The organism is Enterovibrio gelatinilyticus, from assembly GCF_028683095.1.
Lineage (GTDB): Bacteria > Pseudomonadota > Gammaproteobacteria > Enterobacterales > Vibrionaceae > Enterovibrio > Enterovibrio gelatinilyticus.
Genome location: NZ_JAJUBC010000024.1, coordinates 16,726 through 42,426, shown reverse-complemented (window position 1 = coordinate 42,426; position 25,701 = coordinate 16,726). Strand labels below are relative to the sequence as shown.

General features: G+C 47.2%; 25 protein-coding genes. 6 read left to right on the top strand and 19 right to left on the bottom strand.

Annotated elements, in window-relative coordinates; translation table 11 throughout:
- Positions 1-121: 121 nt before the first annotated feature.
- From nrfD to nrfB, 3 genes are read right to left on the bottom strand one after another with little or no spacing between them, the layout of a single operon-like run.
- Positions 122-1,087: a cytochrome c nitrite reductase subunit NrfD gene (gene nrfD / locus LRP50_RS18265; RefSeq protein WP_274165884.1), complete on the bottom strand. Its 966-nt coding sequence runs from the start codon at positions 1,085-1,087 to the stop codon at positions 122-124.
- Positions 1,084-1,773, bottom strand: coding sequence for a cytochrome c nitrite reductase Fe-S protein (gene nrfC, locus LRP50_RS18260; RefSeq protein ID WP_274165883.1), 690 nt, complete (start codon positions 1,771-1,773; stop codon positions 1,084-1,086). The genes nrfD and nrfC overlap by 4 nt, the downstream gene beginning before the upstream one ends.
- Entirely contained in the window at positions 1,770-2,372 is a 603-nt protein-coding gene (nrfB, locus tag LRP50_RS18255; protein ID WP_274165882.1) for a cytochrome c nitrite reductase pentaheme subunit, read from the bottom strand. The genes nrfC and nrfB overlap by 4 nt, the downstream gene beginning before the upstream one ends.
- A 481-nt stretch (positions 2,373-2,853) precedes the next feature.
- On the opposite strand from nrfB, the gene nrfA reads away from it, so the two are divergent.
- A complete protein-coding gene (gene nrfA / locus LRP50_RS18250; RefSeq protein WP_274165926.1) occupies positions 2,854-4,272 on the top strand; it encodes an ammonia-forming nitrite reductase cytochrome c552 subunit in 1,419 nt (472 codons plus the stop codon).
- A gap of 71 nt (positions 4,273-4,343) precedes the next feature.
- Here nrfA and LRP50_RS18245 read toward each other — a convergent pair whose 3' ends face one another.
- From LRP50_RS18245 to LRP50_RS18210, 8 genes are all read right to left on the bottom strand, one after another.
- Positions 4,344-4,850, bottom strand: coding sequence for a TPR domain-containing protein (locus LRP50_RS18245; protein ID WP_274165881.1), 507 nt, complete (start codon positions 4,848-4,850; stop codon positions 4,344-4,346).
- Between the two features lie 267 nt (positions 4,851-5,117).
- On the bottom strand, positions 5,118-6,833 hold the full coding sequence (locus LRP50_RS18240) for a BatD family protein (protein WP_274165880.1): 1,716 nt from the start codon (positions 6,831-6,833) through the stop codon (positions 5,118-5,120).
- 114 nt (positions 6,834-6,947) lie between these two features.
- Positions 6,948-8,879: a vWA domain-containing protein gene (locus tag LRP50_RS18235; RefSeq protein WP_274165879.1), complete on the bottom strand. Its 1,932-nt coding sequence runs from the start codon at positions 8,877-8,879 to the stop codon at positions 6,948-6,950.
- Positions 8,872-9,837 carry a vWA domain-containing protein gene (locus LRP50_RS18230; RefSeq protein WP_274165878.1) on the bottom strand — a complete coding sequence of 322 codons (966 nt, stop codon included), beginning with the start codon at positions 9,835-9,837 and terminating at the stop codon, positions 8,872-8,874. Before LRP50_RS18230 ends, LRP50_RS18235 begins: the two co-directional genes overlap by 8 nt.
- Positions 9,830-10,333 carry a DUF4381 domain-containing protein gene (locus LRP50_RS18225; RefSeq protein WP_274165877.1) on the bottom strand — a complete coding sequence of 168 codons (504 nt, stop codon included), beginning with the start codon at positions 10,331-10,333 and terminating at the stop codon, positions 9,830-9,832. The genes LRP50_RS18230 and LRP50_RS18225 overlap by 8 nt, the downstream gene beginning before the upstream one ends.
- A gap of 25 nt (positions 10,334-10,358) precedes the next feature.
- On the bottom strand, positions 10,359-11,336 hold the full coding sequence (locus LRP50_RS18220) for a DUF58 domain-containing protein (protein WP_274165876.1): 978 nt from the start codon (positions 11,334-11,336) through the stop codon (positions 10,359-10,361).
- Positions 11,333-12,289 carry an AAA family ATPase gene (locus LRP50_RS18215; RefSeq protein ID WP_274165875.1) on the bottom strand — a complete coding sequence of 319 codons (957 nt, stop codon included), beginning with the start codon at positions 12,287-12,289 and terminating at the stop codon, positions 11,333-11,335. The genes LRP50_RS18220 and LRP50_RS18215 overlap by 4 nt, the downstream gene beginning before the upstream one ends.
- A gap of 249 nt (positions 12,290-12,538) precedes the next feature.
- The gene (locus tag LRP50_RS18210) at positions 12,539-13,045 is read right to left on the bottom strand and encodes a DUF3087 domain-containing protein (protein ID WP_274165874.1); all 507 of its coding nucleotides are present in this window, start codon (positions 13,043-13,045) and stop codon (positions 12,539-12,541) included.
- A gap of 295 nt (positions 13,046-13,340) precedes the next feature.
- Between LRP50_RS18210 and LRP50_RS18205 the strand changes: the two genes are divergently transcribed.
- Complete coding sequence (locus LRP50_RS18205; protein ID WP_274165873.1) at positions 13,341-14,297, top strand: hypothetical protein; 957 nt, start codon at positions 13,341-13,343, stop codon at positions 14,295-14,297.
- 82 nt (positions 14,298-14,379) lie between these two features.
- On the opposite strand, the gene creD is transcribed toward LRP50_RS18205, so the two are convergent.
- From creD to LRP50_RS18175, 6 genes are all read right to left on the bottom strand, one after another.
- Positions 14,380-15,816 (bottom strand): cell envelope integrity protein CreD, encoded by a 1,437-nt coding sequence (gene creD, locus LRP50_RS18200; protein WP_274165872.1) that lies wholly within the window; start codon positions 15,814-15,816, stop codon positions 14,380-14,382.
- Positions 15,817-16,159: 343 nt separating this feature from the next.
- Complete coding sequence (locus tag LRP50_RS18195) at positions 16,160-16,831, bottom strand: peptidoglycan recognition protein family protein (protein ID WP_274165871.1); 672 nt, start codon at positions 16,829-16,831, stop codon at positions 16,160-16,162.
- Positions 16,832-16,876: 45 nt separating this feature from the next.
- Positions 16,877-17,365, bottom strand: coding sequence for a peptidoglycan-binding domain-containing protein (locus LRP50_RS18190; RefSeq protein ID WP_274165870.1), 489 nt, complete (start codon positions 17,363-17,365; stop codon positions 16,877-16,879).
- Entirely contained in the window at positions 17,358-17,645 is a 288-nt protein-coding gene (locus LRP50_RS18185) for a hypothetical protein (protein ID WP_274165869.1), read from the bottom strand. Before LRP50_RS18185 ends, LRP50_RS18190 begins: the two co-directional genes overlap by 8 nt.
- 24 nt (positions 17,646-17,669) lie before the next feature.
- On the bottom strand, positions 17,670-18,176 hold the full coding sequence (locus tag LRP50_RS18180; RefSeq protein ID WP_274165868.1) for a hypothetical protein: 507 nt from the start codon (positions 18,174-18,176) through the stop codon (positions 17,670-17,672).
- A 329-nt stretch (positions 18,177-18,505) separates the two neighbouring features.
- Positions 18,506-18,646, bottom strand: a complete 141-nt coding sequence (locus LRP50_RS18175) for a hypothetical protein (protein WP_274165867.1) — start codon at positions 18,644-18,646, stop codon at positions 18,506-18,508.
- 579 nt (positions 18,647-19,225) lie between these two features.
- Between LRP50_RS18175 and LRP50_RS18170 the strand changes: the two genes are divergently transcribed.
- Positions 19,226-20,749 carry a trypsin-like serine protease gene (locus tag LRP50_RS18170; protein WP_274165925.1) on the top strand — a complete coding sequence of 508 codons (1,524 nt, stop codon included), beginning with the start codon at positions 19,226-19,228 and terminating at the stop codon, positions 20,747-20,749.
- Between the two features lie 121 nt (positions 20,750-20,870).
- Here LRP50_RS18170 and LRP50_RS18165 read toward each other — a convergent pair whose 3' ends face one another.
- Entirely contained in the window at positions 20,871-21,164 is a 294-nt protein-coding gene (locus LRP50_RS18165; RefSeq protein WP_274165866.1) for a DUF6506 family protein, read from the bottom strand.
- A 256-nt stretch (positions 21,165-21,420) separates the two neighbouring features.
- Between LRP50_RS18165 and LRP50_RS18160 the strand changes: the two genes are divergently transcribed.
- On the top strand, positions 21,421-22,152 hold the full coding sequence (locus tag LRP50_RS18160) for a phosphatase PAP2 family protein (protein ID WP_274165865.1): 732 nt from the start codon (positions 21,421-21,423) through the stop codon (positions 22,150-22,152).
- 97 nt (positions 22,153-22,249) lie between these two features.
- On the opposite strand, the gene LRP50_RS18155 is transcribed toward LRP50_RS18160, so the two are convergent.
- Positions 22,250-23,191, bottom strand: coding sequence for a LysR family transcriptional regulator (locus tag LRP50_RS18155; protein WP_274165924.1), 942 nt, complete (start codon positions 23,189-23,191; stop codon positions 22,250-22,252).
- 50 nt (positions 23,192-23,241) lie between these two features.
- Here LRP50_RS18155 and LRP50_RS18150 point away from each other — a divergent pair, with 50 nt between their 5' ends.
- Together LRP50_RS18150 and LRP50_RS18145 are read left to right on the top strand one after the other, a co-directional pair.
- Positions 23,242-24,147: an MBL fold metallo-hydrolase gene (locus tag LRP50_RS18150; protein ID WP_274165864.1), complete on the top strand. Its 906-nt coding sequence runs from the start codon at positions 23,242-23,244 to the stop codon at positions 24,145-24,147.
- 272 nt (positions 24,148-24,419) lie between these two features.
- Positions 24,420-25,673: a hypothetical protein gene (locus LRP50_RS18145; protein WP_274165863.1), complete on the top strand. Its 1,254-nt coding sequence runs from the start codon at positions 24,420-24,422 to the stop codon at positions 25,671-25,673.
- Positions 25,674-25,701 lie beyond the last annotated feature (28 nt).

The following is a 25,701-nucleotide window of genomic DNA, read 5'->3' as shown; positions in this document are numbered from 1 at the left end:
ACTTTTTGATAAATAAACCCAGAGAACCAACTCAGGAAACTAAGGTGAATGGGTTCGTTAGGTAACTCGCTTTACCTGAGGACATTGTGACTAAGCATCCTCAGGCAAAGCCGATGTTGTGTTAGACCGTGGTCATTTGTCCTGCGTACAGAATAAATGTGCGTAACATCAATACCCCAATCAGGCTCAATGTCGTGACGACGGCAAGATAACTGGTGCGGTGTTTAACGCCGCTCGGACTTATCGCGTTAAGGACCAATGGCAAAACCATTCCGAGCCCGATAACCCCGTACCAGAACCAACTGGACCAAAATCCTCCTCCTATCGCGGCTAACACCGCCACTTCTTTTTGCCCTCCGCCAAAATACAGCCCAGAGAAGAACGCAAAGATAACGAACAGTTCGAATAACACGACGGGACGCTCAAAACGATGGACCCATCGCACAGACGCGCTGTTCATTGGCTCTTTGAATCCAATGACACCGACAAGCAAACACGCCGCTGCGCCAGATGAAAGGCTTGAGAACAGAAATAGGATTGGCAACACAGGATTATTGAGCAACGGATAGGTTTTGAGAGCCGAAAGCAGAAAACCTGTGTAGGCCGCAAGCACAATGGCAAGGATTGCCAGTGTGATTTCCAGACCGTTTTCAAATCGACGGCAGGCCGTTAGCAGTGCATTGGCACCAGGGATCTTGTCTACCCAATGACCGACAATACGTTGAATGTCGTTCAGGAAAACACTGGCTAGCCACGCAAACAACACCATCATATAGACTTGGAACAACACCACGCCCATGGACATCACAGACGTTGGGTTGAAATAAATCATGATCTTCCAGAACTCAAGTGGTTTAGTGAGGTGGAAAACCAAGATAAGTAAGCCAACAATGATGCCCATAGGGGCAAGAATGGCGGTGGCGCGGATAATGCCATTTTTTGCCGCGTCACCTTCAATCACATTTCGTTTAAGGTAAACAGCTATCATAGCCGCGCCTGCAGACATGCCTGCAAGGAAAAGGTATACCGCAATGATCCAATCCCAGACCAGTGAGTCAAACTGAAAAGCATTAGCGAAGGTGCTCATGACTTTATCTCCCCTGCATTGTGCGGCACTTTATAGAGCTGAGGTGCAGTTCCAAGGTGGGCTTTATCGCGGTAAACCGTCTTCTGTTTTAGCAATTGAGAAACCTGACTTTCAGGATCATTGAGATCGCCAAAGGTGAGGGCTTTCGTTGGGCAAGACTCCACACAAGCAGGCAGTTTTCCTTCTGCCAGGTTGGTGTGACGACAAAAATCACATTTATCAGCCGCATGGGTTTCGGGGTGGAAGAATCGAACTTGATAGGGGCAAGCCGCCAAGCAGTATCCACAGCCGACACATTTGTCGGCGACCACATCTACGATTCCTGTATCAGGGTCTTTTATCGCTGCACCTGTCGGGCAAACGTAAACACAAGGGGCATTTTCGCAATGCTGACAAGAGACACGGGTGAAGCCGTATTTCGTATCTGGGTATTCACCCACAGGCTCAGTGCGAACAATCTCAAGTCGTGACACCCCTTCGGGAACATTATTGACCGTTCGGCACGCATCGGTACACGCGGTGCAACCAATACACAGGCCTTCGTCATGCACCATTCCATATCGAATGCTGTTGATTTCGGTACTTGCGGCGAGAACAGGACGACTGATCATCTGAGTGCCCGCAACGCCAGTCGTAAAGATAACAGCCCCTGCTCCGGTAAGAAATTGACGTCTAGAACAACTCATTCTTTCTCCTCCCGTGCTTTGGTTTGGTCGGAATGGCAATCAACGCAGAGTTGAATGTTGTCTTTGCGCGTAATGCCTTTCATTGGGTCCTGTTTAGGGTGTACATCGTGGCAAGACGTACAGGTGAGATCTCTTGCATGGACATCATGTGTCCAGTTGGCTTCACGTAAATCAAGCGGTTCGTGGCACGCTTCGCATTGCGTGTTTTGTTGCAGGATCCACGCGAGTGACGCAGCAGGAATGTCTGTGCCTGCCACGGATTGAGAGTGGTCAAATTTGACAACATCTTTTGCGCCGTCACGGTGATCTTCAGTGATACCTGTGTGGCAATCGATGCAGGTCATGTCTCGATTTGTGTGGGGATTTATGGCTTCGCCGTGTGTTCCAGCGAGTTGGTTTTCCTCGTCTTTATGGCACTGTGTGCAAGCGTAATCGGGGTTTCTTTGAAATGTCACTTCATGCTGTTGTGAAACAGAATCTCCACTGGTTTGAGCAGATACTCCTTCGTTAGCAGTGGCAACAGTCAGCGATATGCCCCAAAGACAAAGCGCAGCAATGATGGTTGCGCTCCAGAAGGGGCTGGCTTTGAGATTGCTCATTGTTCACCTTTAACAGCGTTTCCGTCATGAGAGCAAAACTCATAGACCGAAGCTGCTTGATCAGAGTTACGTGATCTGCCGCAGGCTAAAATAGCCTGTGCATTCCTTGTTAACTCTCATTACATTTTTGCATACAGCCACAACGCCGTGTAAGGATATTAGATATCAGACCCACGATAGAATGAAGGTTCACACCTCTCGATTTAACAAAACAAACAAATTAAATACACCTTTAATGATGCACATCAATTTTGGGCTATAAACAAAAATCATTCCCATTAATAGGCTGCAAAATCAGGTTATGAAATTGTGAATGTCACCCAAGGATGAAATAAATGTCACAGATTATGTGTGGGAATTCGCTACACTATTTAGAACTCCAATTGCATTGTCTGCATACCTGAACTCACAACGCTGGTAGGACGATAAATTAAAAAATATTGGAGGCAATGCTGTGAGCATTCAGTCGGCAACTCGTATCATGTCTGCCTGCATCATGAGTGCGGTAATGGGGATCTCGATTCTTGGTTATTCCTCAACCGTATTGGCAGAGACATCCCCCCCAGACACAAAACGCATTGAAGTGCGTAATGACGTCTATCAATCTACCTTCCCTGAACAATATGACTCGTGGAAAGCCACTAGCGAGAGTAAGCATTTAGAGGATGCGCTCGCTGAAGATCCCAACATGGTCATCATGTGGGCGGGTTATGGCTTTGCAAAAGATTACAATAAAGCACGTGGCCACTTTTATGCGTTAGATGATGTTCGAAACACGTTACGCACCGGCGCGCCGAAAGATGCGCAATCAGGTCCGATGCCAATGGCATGTTGGAGCTGTAAAAGTCCTGATGTTGCTAGGTTAATCGAGGAACGCGGCGAAGACGGTTATTTTGAGGGAAAATGGTCACGTCTTGGCGACGAAATCAGCAATACGATAGGTTGCGGTGATTGTCACGATACAAAAAGCGAAGCGTTTGAGCGAGGCGAACCAGCACTGAAGTTGTCACGCCCGTATGCAGACAGGGCCATGAACAGTATTCATCAACCGTTTGAGCAACAATCCCGTTTTACTCAACAGGCTCAAGTGTGTGGACAGTGTCATGTTGAGTACTATTTCTCGGGGCCGACCAAAGCGGTCACCTTCCCTTGGGCGCAAGGTACCAATGTCGATCAAATGGAAGATTACTTTGACGCGATTGGCTTTAAAGATTGGACGCATAAATTGTCTAAAGCGCCGATGCTGAAAGCGCAGCACCCAGAGTTTGAAACGTGGCGTGATGGTATACATGGCAAAAACGATGTCGGTTGTATTGACTGCCACATGCCGAAAGTACAAACCCCTGAAGGTAAGGTGTACACCAGCCACAAAATTGGCAACCCATTTGATCAGTTCGAAAATACGTGTGCTCAGTGTCATACACAAAGTAAAGACACCATGTTGGAAATTGTGTCGACGCGTAAAGCACAAGTGCTGAACATGAAGCTTACGGCTGAAAAGCATATTGTGGCTGCGCACTTTGAAGCAGCAGCAGCGTGGGATGCGGGTGCTAGCGATGTTGAAATGGAATCGATCCTTCAAGATATTCGTCATGCGCAATGGCGTTGGGATTATGCGATAGCGTCACATGGCGTTCATATGCATGCCCCTGAGATTGCATTAAAAGCCTTGGGTACAGCTGTAGACCGTGCAGCAGATGCGCGAACCAAGTTGGCTCGCCTACTCGCGACGAAGGGCATCACAGAGCCTGTTCAGATACCGGATATTTCTACGAAAGAGAAAGCGCAGGCAGTATTGGGTATGGACATGGAAACCATGAACACGGAGAAAGCAGAGTTCTTGAAAACTGTGGTTCCTCAGTGGGATGAAGATGCAAAAGTCCGTGAGGCGTCATATTAATAGGGCTAGGTCTATCGATTAAGCCGATAAAGTGAGTGATGAGAATCAAGGCCAGCGAAAGCTGGCCTTTTTTACAGCATACGTTTGGCTTGATGTATGGATGTGATAATAGCCACCCGGTCAATGTCGGGGTGATTGGCATCAAGAATGGTTTCCCAATGTTCGATCGCCAATGGGTATCTTGCTGACAGGAAATGATCCGATGCGATAAGCATGTGTGCGGAAGCATTGTTAGGGGCGCGTTTTAGCGCTTCATTTAACCAAGTTTGTACTTGGTCATCGAATCGTTGTTTGTTGGCGTAATAGCGAGCGGTGGCTTGTGCAGAAAAAATATCTGCAGCTGGATCGCTTGATAAACGCTCCGCGTAGTGAAACACCGTTGAGGCGTTATCAAACTCTCCCCTTGCCATGTATTCATGGCCCAGTTCAAACCACAGCTTCCCGTTTTGCTTGTCGGCTTTTAATTGGGTTTGAAGGGCATCGAAACGAGGTGTAACGAAGGATTCTGATTTCGGCATGACGAAGTTACTTGGTGCAGAAAACAGCTGTGACGGTTCACCCAAATGAAGGTAAACCATACTGCTGATCCCTAATACAAAGGTACCTACTATGATGGGTACTCGTCGTGATGTGTGTGTCTTTGGAGTCATAGGCGCTACTGCCAACACCATACAGAATGAGATTATGGTCGCGCCAATTGAATTGAGAATCAATGTTTTGTGGTCGGTATTGATAACTCGCGAGGGTTTCGTTTTTGCTACGAGAAATTTGACGGTAAACCGAGCCGTTATTTAACAAAAAACCGGACGTTTCTGTCCGGTTTTTAGAGGGTTAGTCAAGCAATTCTAGGGGGTTAACTCGCTGAGTGAGCCTCCCTTCTTCGTCGCTTTTTTAGCACTGTCTTTGCTCACTGTCTCGGCTTGCGAGAGTAATGAGAGCAATTCGCTGTTATCCCAGCTTTCTGCTTGTGGGCGGTATCGACTTGCCATCATGGCGCTAATTTCAGCGTCAATACCCTCGCGTAACTCGAAGGGTAAATGGCCGTTTTGCCAGTTGCGATAGTGGGTAGAGACTGCCACGGCATCGTTAGCATTCACCGCCGTTTTCAATGCCAGCAGAGCATTGTCTGTGCCTTTTATTGATTGGCGAGCGGTAGCATTGTTTTGTGGCACCATAACCTTAGGGCGGCGCAAGTACATGCCGAGCGTGCCTAACCATAAAACGGCAAAAAAGCCTGTCGCCCACGGCCAGTATCCAGCAGTGATCACCACGTTTTCGCTATTGCTTGGTGCTGGTGCTGATGGCGTTAACGCAACATCTGGCATGATAGGTTGCGTGTTCGGCGTATTCTCTCCCGCTTCGATTGACAGCGTCAGGCCCTCAATCTTGCTGGTTTCTGGCAGCTTGCGTGAGGTGTTAAACCAATTGATAGACAACGGCGGTAGGGTTACGTCTCCTGCTTGGCGCGGGATAATCACTTGTTTTACCGTCATCACGGTGTAATCACCGTCTTCGCTGTATTCCGGTTTATCTGAATACACGCTCACGCTGGTGGGGTAATCCAAATTGAGATTTGGCATCGCGCTTTGGGCGATGTTTTTGATCTTCAATGAAATCACGCGATTAATAGGTTCGCCGACTTGGGCGTTGGTACTCTCACTGAGTGTGTTTGGCTCCCAACGCTGAGTGAGATCAAGATCGGGGGTTGGTAGCCACAAGCCTTTATAATCCGCAGGCTTTGGCGCGATGTTGAGTGTTAGGCTATTCGCTTGGCGACTGATGGGTAGGCCAACAGACGATCCCCAACTGTTTCCTTTCACTTCCGTGCCGCTGAATACGGCACCTTCGAGGGTAAGCTCGCCAGCTTGTGTTGGGGTGATTTGATACTGGCGACTGATCACCACGTAACGGCGTCCGTTAACGACCGCCTCTGCTTGCACGTCATCCCCAACTTGCGCAACATCCATCCCTTCGCCGAACGGTGCTTGCAACGCAGGGGAGTCTAGCCGAGTGCCAATCATTAAGCGCACGCGATAGTTGAAGGTTTCTCCGATATATCCGTCGTGGCGATCAAGAGTAGCAATGACCTCTACTGCTTGTGTATCACCCTGAGCGCCTTTGTCTCCGGCATCAACAACCTGAACCGTGATCGGCTCTGTGGTCATGTCATCAATAGTGAGTGACGGAATGGTGACATTGCCCACGCGTTTACCTGCAATTGCCACACGCCAAACGGTGGTGCGCGAGAAATTACCATTGATATAAGACGTATTGCTGCTGACGCTCGGTCTGCCATAGATAAAATCTTTGTCTAACGGAGACAGATCAAGGGCGTCGTTACTCACACTCTCATCGACAGAGACGGTCAGTTGCAGTGCATCACCTAATGCGATGACATTCTTCGATACTGTCGCTTCAGCAACTCCTGCAAATGCCACGCTTGGCAATGTACTTAACGCCAATACAGCGATAAGCATGGCGGCTTTTGCTGGTCGCCACAGTACTTGCAGAGACCGTACCAGCAGAATCGGGGACATCAGCGAAAATCTCTGAGGTTTCATGTTTTGCTCACCCATTTATTTCTTCACCAATTGGCTTGTTCACTAATTTGTTTAACACCAGCTTGCTCATGGCTTGGTAGCGATTGACTGGTTTGCTTATTGGCATGACCGTGATCACCATGAATTCTCCGCAGGCTTGGGCATGTCTTTTTCACGTGCTTGAAGCATCAGCTGGGCGCGAATGAGCGCGGCAGTATCATCGTTCACTTGCTCGAGCTTTTTCAGCACAGGGTGGCTGGCGGTTAGCGCATCGCTGCCGCTTCCTGATTCGCCAGATTCAGATGCTATCGCAGCGGGCTGATCGCCTTCTTCCTCGCTCTGTTCAGGTTTTCCTTCCAGTCCTTCCCGCCCTTCCTGCTGCTCTTGCTCACCTTGTTGCCCTTCTTGGTCTTGTTCACCGTCTTGGCCTTGAGCTTGTTCTTGCGGGGCAGAATTGGCTTCGCCTTGCTGTGCGTCGTTGCCTTGTTGCGATTCGCCATCTTGCTCGTTGGCATCAGCGTTCTGCGACTGGCTTTGATCCGATGACGAACTTTGTTGATCAGACTGCTGGTCTTGCCCTTGTGAATCTTGGCGCTGACCTGATTGGTCACCATTTTGTGGTTGATCATTTTGCTGACCGTTTTGCTGATCTTGAGATTGGTCGCCTTCACCGTCTTGCTGCTGGTCGCCGTTTTGATTCTGATCTTGTTGCTGTTGCTGTTGCTGTTGCTGTTGCTGCTCTAGCGCCTTCTTCACAACGTCCAAGTTGTGTTTTGCATCTGCATTGTTGGGATCTTGCTTCAGTAGCGATTCGTAGGTTTCCTGTGCGGCTTCTAAGTCGCCCGATTGTGCAAGGGCATTGCCGAGGTTGTATTGAGAAACCGGATCGGTCAGCGCGGATAAAGTCTCAATAGCGCCATTGAAATCCCCCGCTTTGTATTGAGCGATCCCTTTCCAAGAAGGCGAAGCAAATGTGCTTGCAGCTCCTTGATAATCCCCAGATTCGAACTGTTCGTAAGCCTGCTGGTCATCGGTTTTAAATGCCGCCGCAGAGACGGGTTTAATTGGCATTACAACAAACAGAGCCGCCAATACCACACCTTTTCTAAAGCCAAATAGCGATAGCAACATGATAGGAATGATCAGCCAAAACCCATCGTTAATGCGCTCTTCGATGGTTTTGTTTTTGCCGTCCGCTTTTCCGTCGAGCGGTTTGGCAGTGAAGGCGACTAAGTTATCGACATCGCGATTTGAAGCTTGCCAAATCTGCAAGATTCCACCGGTTTGTTTGGTGATAGCTTGCAAGGTATTGAGATCGAGCTTGGCGATAACTGGCGTGCCATTTTGTTCCAGCATTTTTCCGTTCGGTAGCTTGATTGGCGCGCCTTGTTGGGTGCCAACTGCTAAAACGGATACGCGATAGTCACTGCCATCTAGTGCTTTAAGCGTGGCTTTGGATTCGCTTTGGCTCAATCCATCGGTGATCAATACAATGTCACCTTGCGCATATCCGGCTTGTTTCAATAAATCCATCGCTTGGGTAATACCCGCCGCAGTATTGCTACCGGGGATTGGCATGATTGCCGGAGACAGATTCGGGATCAGGTTTTTTAGCGTGGCAGCATCTTCGGTGAGTGGGCTCACGATATACCCGTCACCCGCATAGGTCACCAAACCTGTGCTGCCTTCTTTCCATCCCGGTAACAAGTCGAGCGCTTTGAATCGTGCTTGCGAGAGACGATTAGGAGCAATGTCGGTGGCATACATGGAACGTGACATATCCATGACTAACACACGAGCGCCGGCAAGGTTTACCGCGGGTAGCTCGGTCTTTTGCCAGCTAGGGCCAGCCAATGCGATGACAGAAAGCACCCATGCAGAAGCCAACACCACAGTGGGCCAGCGTTTGGGTTTATTGTTAGTGGCTTGGTTGCCTGACAGCAGCGCCGAGAGATGCGGCGCGATCAATCCCGATTTTTGGGCTTTTCCTTGAACCCAAGGAAGGAGTAAGGCAAGCGGCAGAAGTGCCAGCAGCCATGTGGGATGCATAAACGTAAAATCAGCCATGACGTCTCCTTAGTACAACGATGACGACAGACAACGCCAGTGCAAGCCCAAGCGGGAAGCGGAACAGCTCGTCTCGTGGTCGCCATGTTTGTTGGACGGTCGAGATAGGCTCTAACTGGTCGATGAGTTGGTAAATCGTTTCTAGCTCTTTTCGGTCGCGGGCGCGGAAGTATTCACCGCCGGTCATTTTGGCGATCTCGGTGAGCGTTTTTTCATCCAAGTCCTGCGAAGGATTCACGCGACGAGAACCAAAAAAGCTGCGCTGAATCATGCTGTCTGCACCGACCCCGATGGTATAAATGGTCACATCGTTGTCTTTCGCCAGTTGCGCTGCCTCCAATGGGTCAATCACACCCGCGGTGTTTGCGCCGTCACTGAGCAAAATAATCACTCGCTGCGGGGCTTGGCTATCAATGAAGGTTTTGGTTGCAACACCTAGCCCTTCACCAATGGCAGTGCTTTCGCCAATCAGTCCTAACACGGCGCGTTCGAGTTGTTGTGCCACGGTATTGCGATCAAGCGTTAGCGGCGTTTGCAAATAGCCATGATCGGCAAACAGCACCAAGCCGACACGGTCGCCTTCGCGTTTAGTGATGAAATCCGCAAGCACATCTTTGACCGCAGACAAGCGATCTGTGGTGCTGCCGTTGGACATCACCATGTCTTCCATCGCCATTGAGCCGGATAAATCGACTGCCAGCATCATGTCTCTATGCTCGGGTTGGATTTGTATTGGGTCGCCATACCAAATCGGTCGTGCAGCTGCGACCACCAAGCTGACCCAAAATAAGGTCATGATGATGGGCCTAAAACGGCTGCGCTGGTGTTGACCACCCAAACCTGTTGGCAAGCGCGGCAAATGAATGGCAGCAGGTGTAGGAACAGGCTTGGCCAGTTTATAAACGAGCAAGGGCAAGGGCAGCAGAATGAACGCCCACCACCAGACAAACTCAAACATGGTTTGCCTCCTTGCTGTTGATTACGTTCAACGAAGCTTTAGGCGGTAGCGCATGCTTGAGCCAATGTGCCGCCAAGGTTCTGCACTGAGCCAGTTCGCTATCTGTTAGCCCCTCTTTGGCAAAGATGCCTTTTTGCCACAGTTCGTCATGAGCCATAAAGCTGTGTTTTGTGGCGGGCAATTGACTGTCGAGAAATGTCAACCATGGAGTGCCTGTCAGCTTCGCGACATGATCGCGATCGAAATAGCTCAAAGCAGCGCGTTTTAGCAACGCGTTAATCTTGGAGAGAGAGTCTGATTGCGTGAGTTCAACGAGCGCTTCATTTCTAGCTTGAACGCGTTTCGCTCTTTTGCGCAGTAAAATGGCAGCCAGCAATACCGCTGCTAATAACGCGACAATCAATAACCACCAGCCCCACGCGAGCGGCCAGAGCCCAGGGGCATTCTGGAGCTGTATGTCAGCCAGTGGTAATGCATTTGAGGGTGAGTTCGTCATGGTTATGACAATGCCTTCATCGTGTTTAACCTAGTGTTGTGTTCGTGGCGCGCACACTGGCGCGTCGCGTGCTGCCAATCTGCTGCAATAACGGCTGTGAGGCGCTGATCGTATGCAGAGGTATCGCCAAGGAACGTGCCATGTCAGCAATGAATTGCTGGTGGCGCTGGTATTGCTGCGCTAACCCTTCTCGGGTTTTACGGGCAGAAAAATCCAGCCATGCCGTGTTGCGATCGTCAGAGACCCATTCATGACCACGAAACGCGGTTTGCCCTTGTTCGAGAGGATCGGATATCTGCACAAACTGAATACGATTGTGCTGGCGAAGCTGACTCAATCTGCGTTTATCGTGCTGCGAAAGGGCGTAAAAATCACTAATAATGGCGATCTCGCTGCCTTTGGGGCACAAATGATGCAAATGGCGAAGCGCCGCTTGCCAACCTTCGTTGGATGCAGCGTGACTTTCCGCCGCCAGCATTTCTTTATGGGATTCCATTAGCGCATGGATGATCTGCAATGTTCCTTGTCGTCTTGCGGTAGGCTTGCATTCGCGCACTTTGATTCCGTTGTAAATTACCGCGCCAATGCGATCTTGCTGGCTGACCACCAACCAACTGAGCAAGCTGGCAAAATGGGTGGCTTGCACCGATTTGAGCATAAGCTGCGAGCCAAACTTCATGCTGGCACTGAGATCAACCATCAGCATCACGGGCTGTTCACGCTCTTCGGTAAACAGCTTGGTGTGGGTTTTTCCGGTTCGTGCTGTTACCCGCCAATCAATGGCGCGAATGTCATCGCCAGATTGATAAGGGCGCACCTCGGAAAAATTCATGCCTCGCCCTTTCTGGCGACTGCCATGCTGACCGCTTAACTGCGACCAAATACTTAACGCAGGCGGAAGCCAGCGCACTGCTTGTTTCTGGTAATGCAGTAGCTCAGCCAGACCCACGTTGACGCCGTCACAGTGTGGAGGCAAAACCGCGGTGGTGTCTGTCAGGCTCATACGCTGGCGACCTGCTCAATCAAGTGTTTCACCACGCTGTCGGCGGCAATGCCTTCGGCTTGTGCTTCATAGCTTAATAGCAAGCGGTGACGAAGCACTGGGTAGGCCATGGCTTGAACATCGTCGGGGGTGACGAAATCTCGACCTGCTAACCAAGCGTGTGCACGGGCACAGCGATCAAGCGCCAAGGTTGCTCGAGGGCTGACACCCATTTGCAGCCACGCGGTTAAATCATCGCTGTAGCGATGAGGTTCACGGGTCGCCATGATCAAACGAATAATGTATTTCTCAACATCCTCAGCCATGTGAATGCCAAGGACTGCCTGACGCGCCTCGAAAATACTGTCCTGTTTCAGCAGCACGGGTTCTTGTTTTTCCACGCCTTGGGCTTCGCCGCGATTAAGACGAAGGATCTCAAGTTCGCTATCGGCGTTGGGATATTCCACGTTAAGTTGCAGCAAAAAACGGTCAAGCTGAGCCTCTGGCAGGGGATACGTGCCTTCTTGCTCAATGGGGTTTTGCGTTGCCATCACCAAGAAGAGCTCTGGCAAGGCATAGGTCTTGCGACCTGCTGTGATTTGCTTCTCCGCCATGGCTTCAAGCATGGCTGCTTGCACTTTGGCGGGGGCACGGTTGATTTCATCAGCCAATAATAAAGAATTGAAAATCGGCCCTGGCTGGAAGGTGAATTCGCCAGTTTCAGGGCGGAAAATGTCTGTGCCCGTCAAATCGGCAGGTAACAAATCTGGCGTAAATTGAATGCGGTGGAAATCACCCTCAATACAGTCCGCGAGCATTTTGACGGCGCGAGTTTTTGCTAGCCCCGGCGGCCCTTGCACCAAGATATGGCCGTCAGCCAATAAAGCGATAAGAAGCTGCTTAACCAGTTCAGGTTGGCCGATAACCTGACTTTGCAGGTAAGCATTAAGGCGTTGAAATGTATCAGATAACATAGATATTCTTGTCCTTGGATATTCAAAAACAAAGGAAATTGACCTGTTTGAGACCGCGTGACGGTGCAGAGGTTCACTGTGAATGAAAATGGAGGTGATTGGGTCCGCTTTCAAGGGCTGAGGGAGGGGGAATCATTGATTTTTAGTGAAGTATCAGAAAGGCGGCCTCTACTTGTTGGTGTTCATTCAACGTTGTGTTGATGCTGAATCACCGTTGGAGGCAAACCTTAGAGTGCTCGGCGCCTTCGATCAAAACGCCTTTAGTGATTCTGAGCGATAGTTCGTAATATCTAACGTCACATTGTATTGCTGAGTCCATTCATCAAGCTTTGATTGTGCGTCATTGAGGCTGCTCATGGTGATGGTGTTGTCATCAAGTTGCCACAACTGGCGGGAGCCTGCGTAGCTAAATTGTAGCGCCAGCATGGCATCAGCATTGCCTTCTTTGGCTGCGGCAAGCAGTTTTCGGTTTTTACGATAGATTAGGTTTAACGCTTGTTTAAGATCCCAAATATAGGCAACTTCGCGCATTTTAGGGTGTGTTTTTAGTTTGAGTAGCGTTGCCACCAAGCCCACAGTACTGACAATGACACCGAGTAAGTTCCAGTGAAAATGGCTGCCAGATTCATCTGGGAAGAGGTAAATCAACGTCTGAGAGATCGCCAAGCTTGAGATTGCTAAGCTCGCGATACAAGCGACAATCACCATGTTTAAGCGTGAACGGTAAAGTGCTTTGTCGATCTTAATCAGTTGCATGTGTTATCCATGGTTCGTGGTCTGCCTCGAAGCATACACTCAAACAACCTGAAGATACTTGATTTCAGAGGCTATCAGCGCGTTCAATTCAAGGCAAATTCTTGTAGAAATAGTCATTCTATCTCACAGGAATTTTATCCACCTTTCAATACTTTGAATAAGGGATACTTTGTCGCAAACCGTATCCTCTCATTGTCAGCCAAAATAACAATGCGGGATTCAACACGCAGACTGTAGATACATTGGCGTGATTACCACGTAAACTGCGGGGATTCGTTCTCGTGTAAAAACCGCCATGCATACTGACTCACATTCATTAGACTCACACTCATTGATAGATATTCCATTCAACCTGCGTCATATCTGCTGGTTTTGTGGTGAGCCCGCCTCGAAAGTCCTGCCATTTCCTCGCCGAGCTAACAAAAGCGTGGAACATCCGATGCTGGCTCTACCTGCATGTAAAGAGTGTGATGCGTTTAGCCACCCTCGTGACATCAATTCGATTTGGCGGTTACGTGCGCATCTTAAACAAGCGCTTATCTCGAAATACACCAAGCATCTTGCCATCGGCGAAAACTGGACAAGAGAAGAGCTTGAAGATAGCGAGTTTTCGGGATCAATTCTGGGCGGTTTTGGTGAAAGTGCATGGCACATGTATGAAATCGCCAAACAGCGAATCGCCTTTGAGGGTTGGCCACTGATCGTCGACGGCCTTCCGTTAGACGACATGGATGACACAAGCGGTTTTGAATTCAACGGCATGCGCTATTCTTCACTCAGTACGTGTATTGAATTCTTTGTAAGCGGAACAAGCGTTGATAAAGAATTGCTCACACAATTGGTTGAGATAGTGACACCAGCGCGATTTGATTACGCCTTGAAAATCGCCAAATTGAACAAACGAATTTCGCCTGCTCGTCGTACTCAAATCATCGACGATATTGCCGTTCAAGAAGCGGAAGACCGCGAAGCCGAACGTATTCGAACTGCCCAAAGCGTCCAAAACCAGTCCATTGTCGAAGTCACGGTGTCAGGCATTATCGCCCCAACATTCGCGATTCAATGGGCGATGGAAAAAGGCGCGCATACGCTCTCTGAACTTTGCCCACTTGAAGATGATTACTTTGATGATTTCCAACACCTAGGCGGCGCAGTCGCTTTCGCTACATACAACGGTTTGCAGTTGTATTTAGAAGCGAGAGAGGACGATGCGTGGGTCGAGGCCAATGATCCCAATAGGGATCTATGGTGAAATATATTGAGAAGGAGAGGGCGGCATTGTGGATTTCGAATCTGTTCTATAGCCATTATCCACCCTCCTTCCATTCTGACGTTTACCCTCCTTTCCGCGTCATAAACATCAAGGTCAACAACACCGCCACCAACAAACCACTGCCCATCAGTAAGGCGTAATCTTCGAGTCGCAGGATGGAATATAAGAGAGCATACAAACCCATAAGCATGGAAAGCATGATCACACCTCTTCTCATGCTGCCCGTGGCACTGCCTACATACGCGGGAATGCTGACCAAAGGAATACTCGCCGCCGCCATAAATGCCATGGTGAAACTCATGTGTTCAGAAAGTGCTAACAGCACCAGATAAAACAGTGTCATGGCAGCGCCGACCATGGCGTATTGCAGCGCTGACAAACTTTGTGTGTTGTCCTTCTTCACGCCGAGTTCAAACATCATCAAGACGATAAACGTCAGGGCAACAAATAGCAGGCCGTACTTGAGTGATCGCTCAATTTTTCCGTAGTGTGTGTTTGGCTGAAACAACTGAGTATAGGCATTGGCTTCTTCTAGATTCACGTTGGAAGAATCCACAAAAACTTGCGGATAGTTCCGGCTTAAATGGCTGATGTCCCATTCTGCCGAAAAGCCACCTTCGTTGATGTGTCGTGCTGAGGGCAACGCGCCGCTAAAGCTTGGATGTGGCCAATCTGTATGAAGTTGGAATGTTGAACTCTCGCCCAAAGGCAAAAAGCCGATACCCTGTGAACCGCGAAGGCGAAGCTTAAAATGTAGCGTAAACGGCATTGGTGTTTCAGCCAAAGAAACAGGGCGATGAAAGCCCCTTTGTAATGCGTTCGTGTTTAGCCCAGTTCCTGACATTAAACTTGCATCGGAAGTCGCCCCTTCACCCGTCACTTCAAACACATCGACGCCATCAATCGCCTTGTTAGCGGACAAACCAAATGCCAGTCGCGCTGCGTCAAAATAAAAGTGCTCGAGGTTTGTAATCGTCGGAAGGTCAAAAGCAAATTGTGCTTCTCCTTCAATCACGCTTTGATACACCAACGACTGGTAGATACCTCTTGTGCGAAAATCATGCGTCAAGCCCGACTGTAATGATAGGCTTTTCGGGAGAATGACTAACTCGTCGTGATGGCGAACACGACGTTCCCGCACTTCACCTTCAGTGGTTTCTACCTCTTGCACAACAATGTAGCTGTAAGGCAGCACCAGCACTGGCCCAGCTAAGGTTTGCTCACTTCCCCAAGACTGACCAATTTCATTTACCACATCTTTGTACAAATACTCTCGCTCATTCGCCATATCATGCACCATGGACAGCGGCACGATCGCCAGTAAGCAAAGGGTCAAAGCCAGCACGCCTTTTAATAGCAGAGAACTACGCGCATGTACTTCTGGTAAATCGAGATTGATGTTTAATCGGTTTACTCCCGTTTTTACTAATACAAATGCACCAAAACCAAAAATGGCGAGCAGCAAGAGGGCTAATAGCCCGAAGAGTAATTCCGTCATGAGTCTTCCTTGCGAATTGATGAGCCAGTGATAGTCGAGAAGACATTAAACCAAAGCAGCAAAGTCACAGGCTGGCAATGTGGTGATCAATTGTGGCGAGAATATGGCGAGCGGGATTGTTGAGATTGGGTGGAAGGCGTGCGCCGACGGTTGAGTTGTGTGAGTTTATGACGCGGTCAGTTACAGCAATTTCTAAAACGCGACATCCTCTCGGAGGACAATTGGTCAAGGATAAATGCACCGGTTGGTCTCCGAGACGGACGACTCCAAAATAAAATTCTGCTTATGTAATGTTAATTGTCGATATAGACAGTTAACGATGCATAAGAGGGATGCAAGGGTACTAAGCGAGAACTTGCTGCCATGTTTGCTTGCCGACAATTCCATCTTCCACAAGTCCCTGATTTTTTTGAAAGAGTAGTACTGCGGACTTTGTTTGTTGTCCAAAGTGGCCGTCACTAGACAAAGAAATATTGAGTTTTTTTGCCAGTTCCTGTTGGAGTAATGTTACTGCAGCACCTGTGTCTGTTAGCTGTAACAAAGGCTGTGCTAATGGTTGTGGAGAGCTATTTGGACGGTTAACTCGGTCACCAGAAAGCGAGAGACCTAGTACTTCTCGATAGTCAAACACTGGGCATGTTTTCGTTGAAACTTCGCAGTGTCCATGAAAGGTTAGTTGATTGTTGTAGGCATTGTCGAAGACTCGACACATATCAATGAGGGTTTCAAATTGTCGCTGTGTAAAATTATTTTTCTTCAATCCATGCAAGCAAACCGCAATGGAGCCTGTATTATGCCCTAACTGTGCTGCAGGGGTTTTCTGAATATCACGACACGTAGAGCAAGTGCCATCTTTGTGAATGAAATAGTGATATCCAATATCACGCCACCCGTTTTTTTTGACGTGCCATTCTCTCAATGTTTGCAAATTATCATGTTCTGGGGAATCGCTTGCACTGCAGTGAATGAATACTTTGTCCACATCACGATGTGGTTTTGTGAATGTAAATGTCATAGTGATATCTCCTAGAAATAAAAGATCTGTATCACGTCCGCTTTGTTAAGTGTCGCGCTCAAGTTGTAAGCCAATATCCTTATCCCAACTGCCACTGATCAACCGCTTAGTGTTAAAATCGATAGTGTTTTTGGAATATCGGTAGGTTTTTACGGCATGTATTGTTTCAGTTCCATATTTACCGTCTTCTTTCAAGCCTGCTGAGATCACTCTATTTAGAGCTGCTTGGAGTTCCATGACCTCTTGCCCTTTGTAGTTTTTTCTAAGTGGCTTTTTGTATTCATATCTAGGAGGTAGATCAGAGAGGCGAATACGAGTAGCCAGTTTGACTTGCATGTTCTTGCTGGTCGAATCGTTTCCTTTAAAAAGGACAAGTAACACGCCTGTTTCATCTGAAATGGAAGTATTTAGAGTAACGCCTAGATCGACTTCACCTTTAAAATTGAGTCTTTTCCCTGTTCGAATGATCTCTTCAATAGCCGAGCCAAATACTTTTCCGACACTGGCACCACTGAGCTTGGTTTTTCTAGTCACCTTCGTCTCCCTCTCTGACTTCCATATCTGTATTTAGTGTGCCCTTTAGTTTCATATGTATAGTCCCGCCCTTACTTACGATTAATCTGTCTTCGACTTGATCACATGAAAGCTCCAATTCAAAATCGATATCACCAATAATTAACGCGATGGGTCTGTCACCTCCCATTGGGAGAGGTAGCGATTTTTCATTAACTCGGCTTATCGACTTTTGAAGTGCGATTAAGGTGTCGTCCAAACTGTTCCTGCAAACTTCGCTAGTGCTATCTGTATCCGACATGTGCATTTCCTATATGAATAGTTTTCATGGCAAAGCGGGTGGTGTAGTCATCTGCCCTAATCTACTAATAGCTTTACTTAGATCATCTTTGTTATTCAATTGATTTACATCAATAATACTTAAATAGTCTTTTAGTGAAATCTCGGAATCATTGGTCAAATTGTAATTTGCAAATGCTTGCAATACACTTTCCGATGTTGTTTCTCTCGAAAAACCGAAAGTACCACTTGCCTGAATCATCCCAACACCCAGCCCCAAAGAAACACCACCTTCTCGTCTCTCAATTGATGCAATACGCATTGTAATACCTAATGATATTTGGGCTGTCATCTTCCACAGAGGAGCTAAAGGAAGATGCTTTTCAATGATCGTTTTATGTACATCTTCATTCTCTGTAGAAGCTAATATATTTTGTAAGTCCTGTAACCATTGAATCCAAATTTTCCTTTGTTCTCTTGATGCAAATACAACAGCCTCAGCAGGGGCTGTCAATAATGTTGAAACGATGGATGAAACTGACTCATTACCCATTTTTCCCACCTATGATTTGAAAATAACTTAACAAAGATAGTTAGATATTCACTTGGTGACCTGCTAAATGAAGGTTTTATTACCGGCGTAAGGTCATTTTGTTTTCTTGTTTTCTTTTGTAATACAAAGTTCCCGAGTTTAAAACTTTATAGATAAAGAATGAATAATGTTTCTATTATGGAAGGCTAAGGTGATGAGTTGTTTATTTAATTGTGGTGATCATTTATCAAACGCATCTGTATGAATAAAGTGAAATTTACGGTGCTTGTTCGCGCTAACGGTACAAAAAGCACCGAATAGTCGATGCTTTTTGGTTCCGGTTGGGCGCTTTATTTTACTCCGTCACTGTTGGTTTTTTCTTGTGCTTTCTGCTTAACAGGAAAATACAAATACGGCGGGAAGTTAACGATAAATGTCATGAATCGTTTGATGAACGCTGTTTTTGGTTTGTTTTGAGTGGGTGTCGACATGCGCAAGCTCCAAGTGTCCGTTTATATGCCCGTGCAATAAATCATCATTACGTTATGTAAAGTCCAGATTTACCGCCTGTTTTCATTGAGGGCTGTTGTTGTTTTTCGGGCATGTTACGAGGGGAGTCAGCGCATGAATACCGAATTTACGTTCCATTACAGTAGATTGCAAAAACTCACAGTGCTTGGCAAAAGTTGCGGTAAATCGAATGACTTATGAGCAAAAAGGCACGAAGGCGAGCCTACATGAATCGCATTGTTGAGTGTTGGAAGAGAAAGCAGGTGACGAAAGGTGCTCTGCTTTTTTTGCGATGCGCACGCTCCCAGTTTTATTGCAACATTCGTTGATTTAACGTGAACGATTTGACAGGCATTTGTTGTTCCCTCCCCAAATTTTTGGAAATGTAATCGATATTATTTGGGGAGTTATAACACCACTCACAAATAGAAAAGACTCTTATCCTTCATGTTGTTAGCACCGTGAATCCTCTGCTTTTTTTAATGAGGAGCGATAAAGCTCGCGAATATTGCAAGGGGCAACGATTGAAAAAAAATATAAAAATAGCGCTGACCATCACTATGATGGCGCCATGTCTTTTGGCTGCAGAGACAATAACACCCAACACTGCTGATGTATCACCACGTATTGTTGGTGGCACTGATGCTAATCCTGCGGATTGGAAGTTTTATACCCAGATAGTGAACCGAAACAGCAACCGGTCATTTTGTGGCGCAAGCTATATTGGCAACGGTTTCGTTTTGACGGCAGCGCACTGTGTAGACACGGACGCCCCAAATCATATTGCGGTTAAAATTGGTGGGACTCGTTACAACGGCACCGATGGTACCCGGCTCGATGTGTCACAGATATATATTCATCCAAACTTTAATACGACGAATTTGGCGAATGACATTGCTCTGCTTAAATTAACAAGTGCTCCTGCAGGTTTGACGGCGGTCGATATCGCGAGCGGGTCGCTGTATCAATATGCTTCAGATGGTGATTTCCTAACCGTTGCAGGGCTTGGGCGTACTGCAGAAGGGGGGAGTTCACCGACTGTTTTACAGGAAGTCGATGTGCCATTGGTCTCCGATGCTGAGTGCCGTCTGGCAGGCGGGAATTACACGTCTATCGGTGGTGTTTCATTTTGTGCGGGACTCCCTCAAGGTGGAATTGATTCCTGTCAGGGTGATAGCGGTGGCCCAATCGTGATCAATCGAGGCGGCAACGTAACACAGTTAGGCATTGTGAGCTGGGGAATAGGCTGTGCGCGTCCAGGAAAATACGGTGTGTACAGTGATATTGCGGCGCTTAAGACCTTTGTCGATGACATTGTTGTTGGTGGTAGCGACAAAGTTCACGTGGCATTTGACGAGAATACAGTCCTGTCAGATTTCATCGTTGGAGAACCCAAACAACACAGTTTCTCTGTCCAAAATGCGGGTTTTTCGCCCTTCACTGTTGATCGATTAAGCGTTTCAGGTGCGGGTGTGGCGACACCTCCGGTTATTGCCAAAGACACGTGTTCAAACACGACTTTGCAAGGTAATGAGTCCTGTCTGGTCGCTATTGAGTTTGGTGCGTCCGAAGTGGGTACAGCAACGGCAACCATGACGTTTGAAGTTGATAAAACAACCACCGTTTACAAGGCCACAGTATCAGCAACGGCCAATCCTACCTCAGGTTACTGCTCAACAGATTGGAAGGAAGACACTGTATACCTTCCAAAAGACACGGCAACGTGGGGCGGAAAGCTGTGGAAAGCCAAATGGTGGACGCAGGGAGAGCATCCTTCGACGAGTGGTCCGTGGGGGCCTTGGGAAGAAATCGGCGTGGCTGATTGCGGTGTCACCACTCCTGTTGAACCGCCTGTCCAGCCACCTGTAGAACCGCCAGTTGAACCCCCTGTAGAGCCTGAGCCACCAACTACTGGGGATAGCTATGTTGCGGGAACTCAGTATGTAGCAGGTGATACCGTGGTGAATAACAACGATATTTATGAGTGCAAGCCGTGGCCTTACAACCTTTGGTGTGGCGCAGCGCCAAGTGCTTATGAGCCGGGTGTGGGCACTAACTGGCAAGATGCTTGGATAAAACGATAAACGATATTTCAGCCCTCAGCACTTGAGGGCTTTTTGCATCTTCATGACTTGAATGACATCTACCCAAACAACATGAACCTTGCTGAATCCTGCATCTTCAGGCTGTTCGGGTATAAACATATTAAGCTGACCCACCGAGCTTTTTCGCCTCTTGCTCCGAGAACCCTACATACCCAATAGGAATATCGCTCTCTAACCTAGCGATGATCTTCTCGGCACTTTCTTGACCAAAACCACCGCAAAGCTCGACCACTTGAGCGCCATTGGTAATGAGCTGTCTGGCTGCGTTTATTGCTTCTTCATCTGAACTCACGCCGAGAATTTCTGAACGAAACAAAGGAGATTCAATCACAGACCGATGCTGATCGTTCTGGTAATCCGGTGATTTTATGATGAAGCCGTAGCGGGAAATCATGGGGTGTCCTGAGCTGTGTATGCTCGTACTACATTAGCTTGTTGCCGGTATTTGTATCAAGTTTCGCGCTGAGTGATGACTGGGGCGGGTATATAACACTGTCAGTGATGTGTTCTTAGACAAGATGTCACCTGAGCGTGTTTTAGGCAGTAATGCGCGGAGAATTCACCGTATTCTTACACGCTGCTGCTCGCACGCCTGTAGACTGAGCGTCCAATTTCATCTTGTCTTTAAAAAGCAAAGGGTCGCGCTATTTATGGTTTTTCAGAAAAAATACGGATTGATATGTACCGTATTGCTTTGCCTGCTTTTGTCTTTATCTGCGGTTGTTTCAACGCGCTTTTCGTTTGTCGGTGATGTCAATAACACGCTGGGTGCCATGTTTTCTTTTGTGTCATGGTCGGCGGGCTCAAAAGGGTTTTTGTTCACCACGGCAGTACTCTGTAGTATTCCATTTTTTCTTCGGTGGTCTCGCCCGCGTGTGTTGGTCTGTTTGTCATGTTTTGCCTTTGTGCTTGGCGCAAGCTTCGTGACTAAAACCGTACTGAAATCCGTTACCAAAGAGCCTCGCCCTTACACTTATGTCTTGCAGGACTTAGGCTCAGTTGACTCTGCCGCTGCATTCTATGCATTGTCTAGCAGTGAGCGAGTAGATGTTATTGATACGGTGAAAGAGCGCGTGAGTGACTGGCGATTGCCGCATTGGGAAGGGGAGACGAACTATTCGTTCCCATCTGGGCACACAATATTCGCTGCATGCGCGGCGATATTCTGGGGTGCGATTTTATTGTCTGAAGGTTATCGAGTATTCGCTGTGATGCTGGCAATGTGGGCCGGGCTAGTGGGCATGAGCCGACTTTGGTTAGGCATGCATTGGCCGATCGATCTATTTGGTTCGCTTGTATTCGCCGCAGGGCTGTGTTTCCTCGTTCCATTTTTTGAACGGGCATTAACGCGGCTGGGTTTAAAGAAAATCAAGCTAGGGTGATGTGAGGGGATTGGTTTGAGCATCACATCACCCGCACGCTAAAAAGAACTAGATTGGCAGCTGTCATTTAGGGCGTGCGGTTACCTGATAGCGAAATCTAATCCCTCAATGCTGAGAGCTGTTCGACTACACATTCGATAAACAATCGTGTTTTCTGGGGGAGGTAATCTCTTGCGGTATAAACCGCAAAAATCGAGAAGCCTTTGACGGGGTGCTCTGGCAGCAACTCAACCACACTCCCTGCATCCAGATCTTGTTGATACAACCATCTTGGGCCCCAATGAATCCCAGCTCCTGCGACCACCAAAGGGCGAATTGATCGTAAGCTGTTGGCAGCGACATTGCTGTGAATGCCTTGATGGGAAAACAGATTACCATCGTCAAACGCAATATCTACTCTCGCTTGAGAGAGCGAATACATCACAAACTGATGTGACTTCAGATCTTCGAGTTTTTTCGGCGTTCCCATTCTCGCTAGATAATTAGGGCTTGCCACCAACACGCGGGGAATCTCGCCCACCTGTCGTGCATATAACGAAGAATCAGCCAGCGGCCCAAAGCGAAACGCCACATCGAGATTTTTCTCAAGCAGATTGTCTACGTCACTACCAAGCAACAACTCCACCGACAAGTCCGGTGCCTGTTTTTGGATCTGCAAAATGGCGGGCACCAGAAACTGCTCGCCAAAATCCACGGTGGCACTCACTCGCAATCGCCCGCGAACTGAAGACGAACCGCCAGTGATTTCATCTTCCAGCGCAGATTGCTCAATGGTGAGCTTGCTTAGGCCTTTGTAGTAAGCCAGACCCAATTCAGTTGGCAGTGAGCGAGCAGTAGAGCGCTGTAGCAGTTTGACCTGAAGCCTTGCTTCCAATGCGGCGACTTTTCGACTGAGTGATGAGGCTTCCACGTCGAGATGAAGTGCTGCTTTTTTGAAACTACCAGATTCGACGACCTGAAGAAACGCTTGTTCGGGAGTGATCATACTTATTGCATTTTTGACAATCCGTAAATGCAAATTAGCACCTTCTTTAGTCATTGTCACAACTGCTACCTTTTGTCATTAAAGGACTAACAAGGAATGACGACATGAAAAGGTTCAATACACTTAGCTCCATATTAATTGCATATATTGCAATTTTCGGTGCGTCGCTTGCGCAAGCGAAGGAATCAGCGAAGGCCGTCGAGATTGCTGAAAACATCTACAGTTTCTCGCAATCTGGAGAGTACATCTCTATGTTTGCCGTCACTGATGAGGGCGTTGTTGTATTTGAAACGATCAACACGCCTCACGCTAAAGCCATGGTCGAAGAGATAAAAACGATCACGGATAAACCAATTATTTGGGCGCTTCAAACACACAATCACTGGGACCATTCTAGTGGCGGGCAAGTCTTCCTTGATGAAGGCGCTAAGACTCTGGCTCACAAAGATGCAGCGAAGTGGATAAAGGCCAACCCTTACCCTGACATGGTTAACCCTACGGACACGTGGTCGGGCTATCGCAAGGATTTAATGTTTGGTGATACTAAGGTTGAGCTGCATTTCTTGGGTCTAAACCATGGTATGGGCATGACCGTTTTTGTTTTGCCGAAAGAACGGATTGCCTACATTGCCGATCTCGTGACCCCCAATCGCGTGATATTTGCTGTCGTACCAGATTTTAACCCCCGAGAATGGGAGCGTTCGTTGAGTGAGATATTAGAGCTTGATTTTGATCGCGCTGTGTTTTCACACAATGAAGGTGAGAGACCTCTTCAGGGCGGTGGCAAAGCTGAAATTCAGGCCCAACTTGAATTTATTCAGGATTTACGAGCGGGCTTTTATGCTGAGCTACAGAAAGGCACAAACCCATTTATGATCCCTTCCACATTGAAGCTACCAAAGTATCAACATTGGGTGGGTTATGACCAGTGGTTGGAAATGAACATCTGGCGAATTTTGTCAGACGAATTTATGGGACCCTTCCCCTGGTATGACGTTGACGCCAATTAATACCAAAAGGCCGGAGTGATAAACCGGCCTTTTTGATTCTAACCAGATTGGGAAAGTCTGTAGAAAGCTTGAGATTAGAGGGGGGGATTTACTGAAAACTATGTATATAAAACCCGCTTAGTAGTCAAAACTAACACTTATAATTATCTCTCGTGTATCTCTACATTGATACGGATATATTTATGGACTCACCTATCTTAATGGTGGTGGATGAATTTTGTTTTCAGTCCGGTCGCTGGTTTTGGATGTTAACCTGAGTGTAGGGTTGTGTTATGAAGATAATTTCCAATTTGAGATATAGGGCGGTGAATTTCAATGGAATATACAAATTTAAGGATGGTGTTTATGAATTAACAAGGATTGTTTGTGTGCTTGTTACAATTGTAATAATCGCTGTTTCTGTGAATGAAATATCTGGGAGGGACAGTTTGCTATCTAGATTAGAGAAAGAAAGGGTGGACTTGCTTTTTTCTTTATATAAAGATGACATCCGAAACGATGATGGGAGAAAGCGGTACGTGTCAAGTTCAGATATGGACACTTTTAAAGTGACGGACGCGATGATAGAAGAGCTGAGGTTTCTTATTGTCCATGGAAAAATTCCAATGAGCTTGGTCAGAGATGAAATATTGGAATACAAAATGTTAGCACCTCATGTTGCAATCGCAAAAATAGATGACAGAATTCGTGCTAATGAAATTGGTTCATTAGGGGCGTTATCTAATGAAGCAATTAAGATAATAAATTACAAAAAGAAATCTAGCTTGTTGGGCCAGGATGTTGATTCAATTAGAAACAACCTAGATGAATTGGATGTCTTTCAGGATTATCTTTTGAACTTGAATGTAAATGGTTACTTCGATGAGGGTTTTTGGCGATCATATGTTGAAGACTACGAATTTTTGTATGGTGAAAATGCTGATAAAAGGCTATTGAGTATTAAGGAAATGTTATCTGGAGGTGGTGGATTGGAGGAATTTATTGAACAGGTTTCTCTTGAAGTTAGTCTAGAAAAAAATTACGAAAATGCAAGTTTGACAGCAAAAAAAATCGAATTAGAATTAGTTGAAGAAACTATAGCGGATATGCGTATTGGTGTTGATTTTTCGGATGGTTCGTTTTTTTCTACATTGTATTTAGAAGGCCAGTCAAATGACACTCTACTTTTGATGATTTTCATATCTTCAGGCGTTTTGGGTGCGACTATAGTCACTATGCAAAAAAATGATGTTTTTCTCAGTGTTGAGCTGGTTTTGATTGGTCTTACTACTGGGGTTATCCTTTATTTTGCAGTCAAAGGTGGTCCGAAAATTTTTGTTGATGAAGTTCTGTCGAGAGGTGTAAGTACCTCTAATCCATATTCTTGTGCGCTGTTTGGATTGTTAGGAGGCTTGTTTTCGGACAAAGTTCACAAAGTGCTTGAAATGTGGTTTGGGTCGAATCATAGCAGAGGTTCGGACATGAAAAATAACGCTACTGACCCAAACGCTAAAGAACCTAAAGAGAATGATAAACCAATAAAATGAAATTTTTTCATACGATTGCCCGGTAATG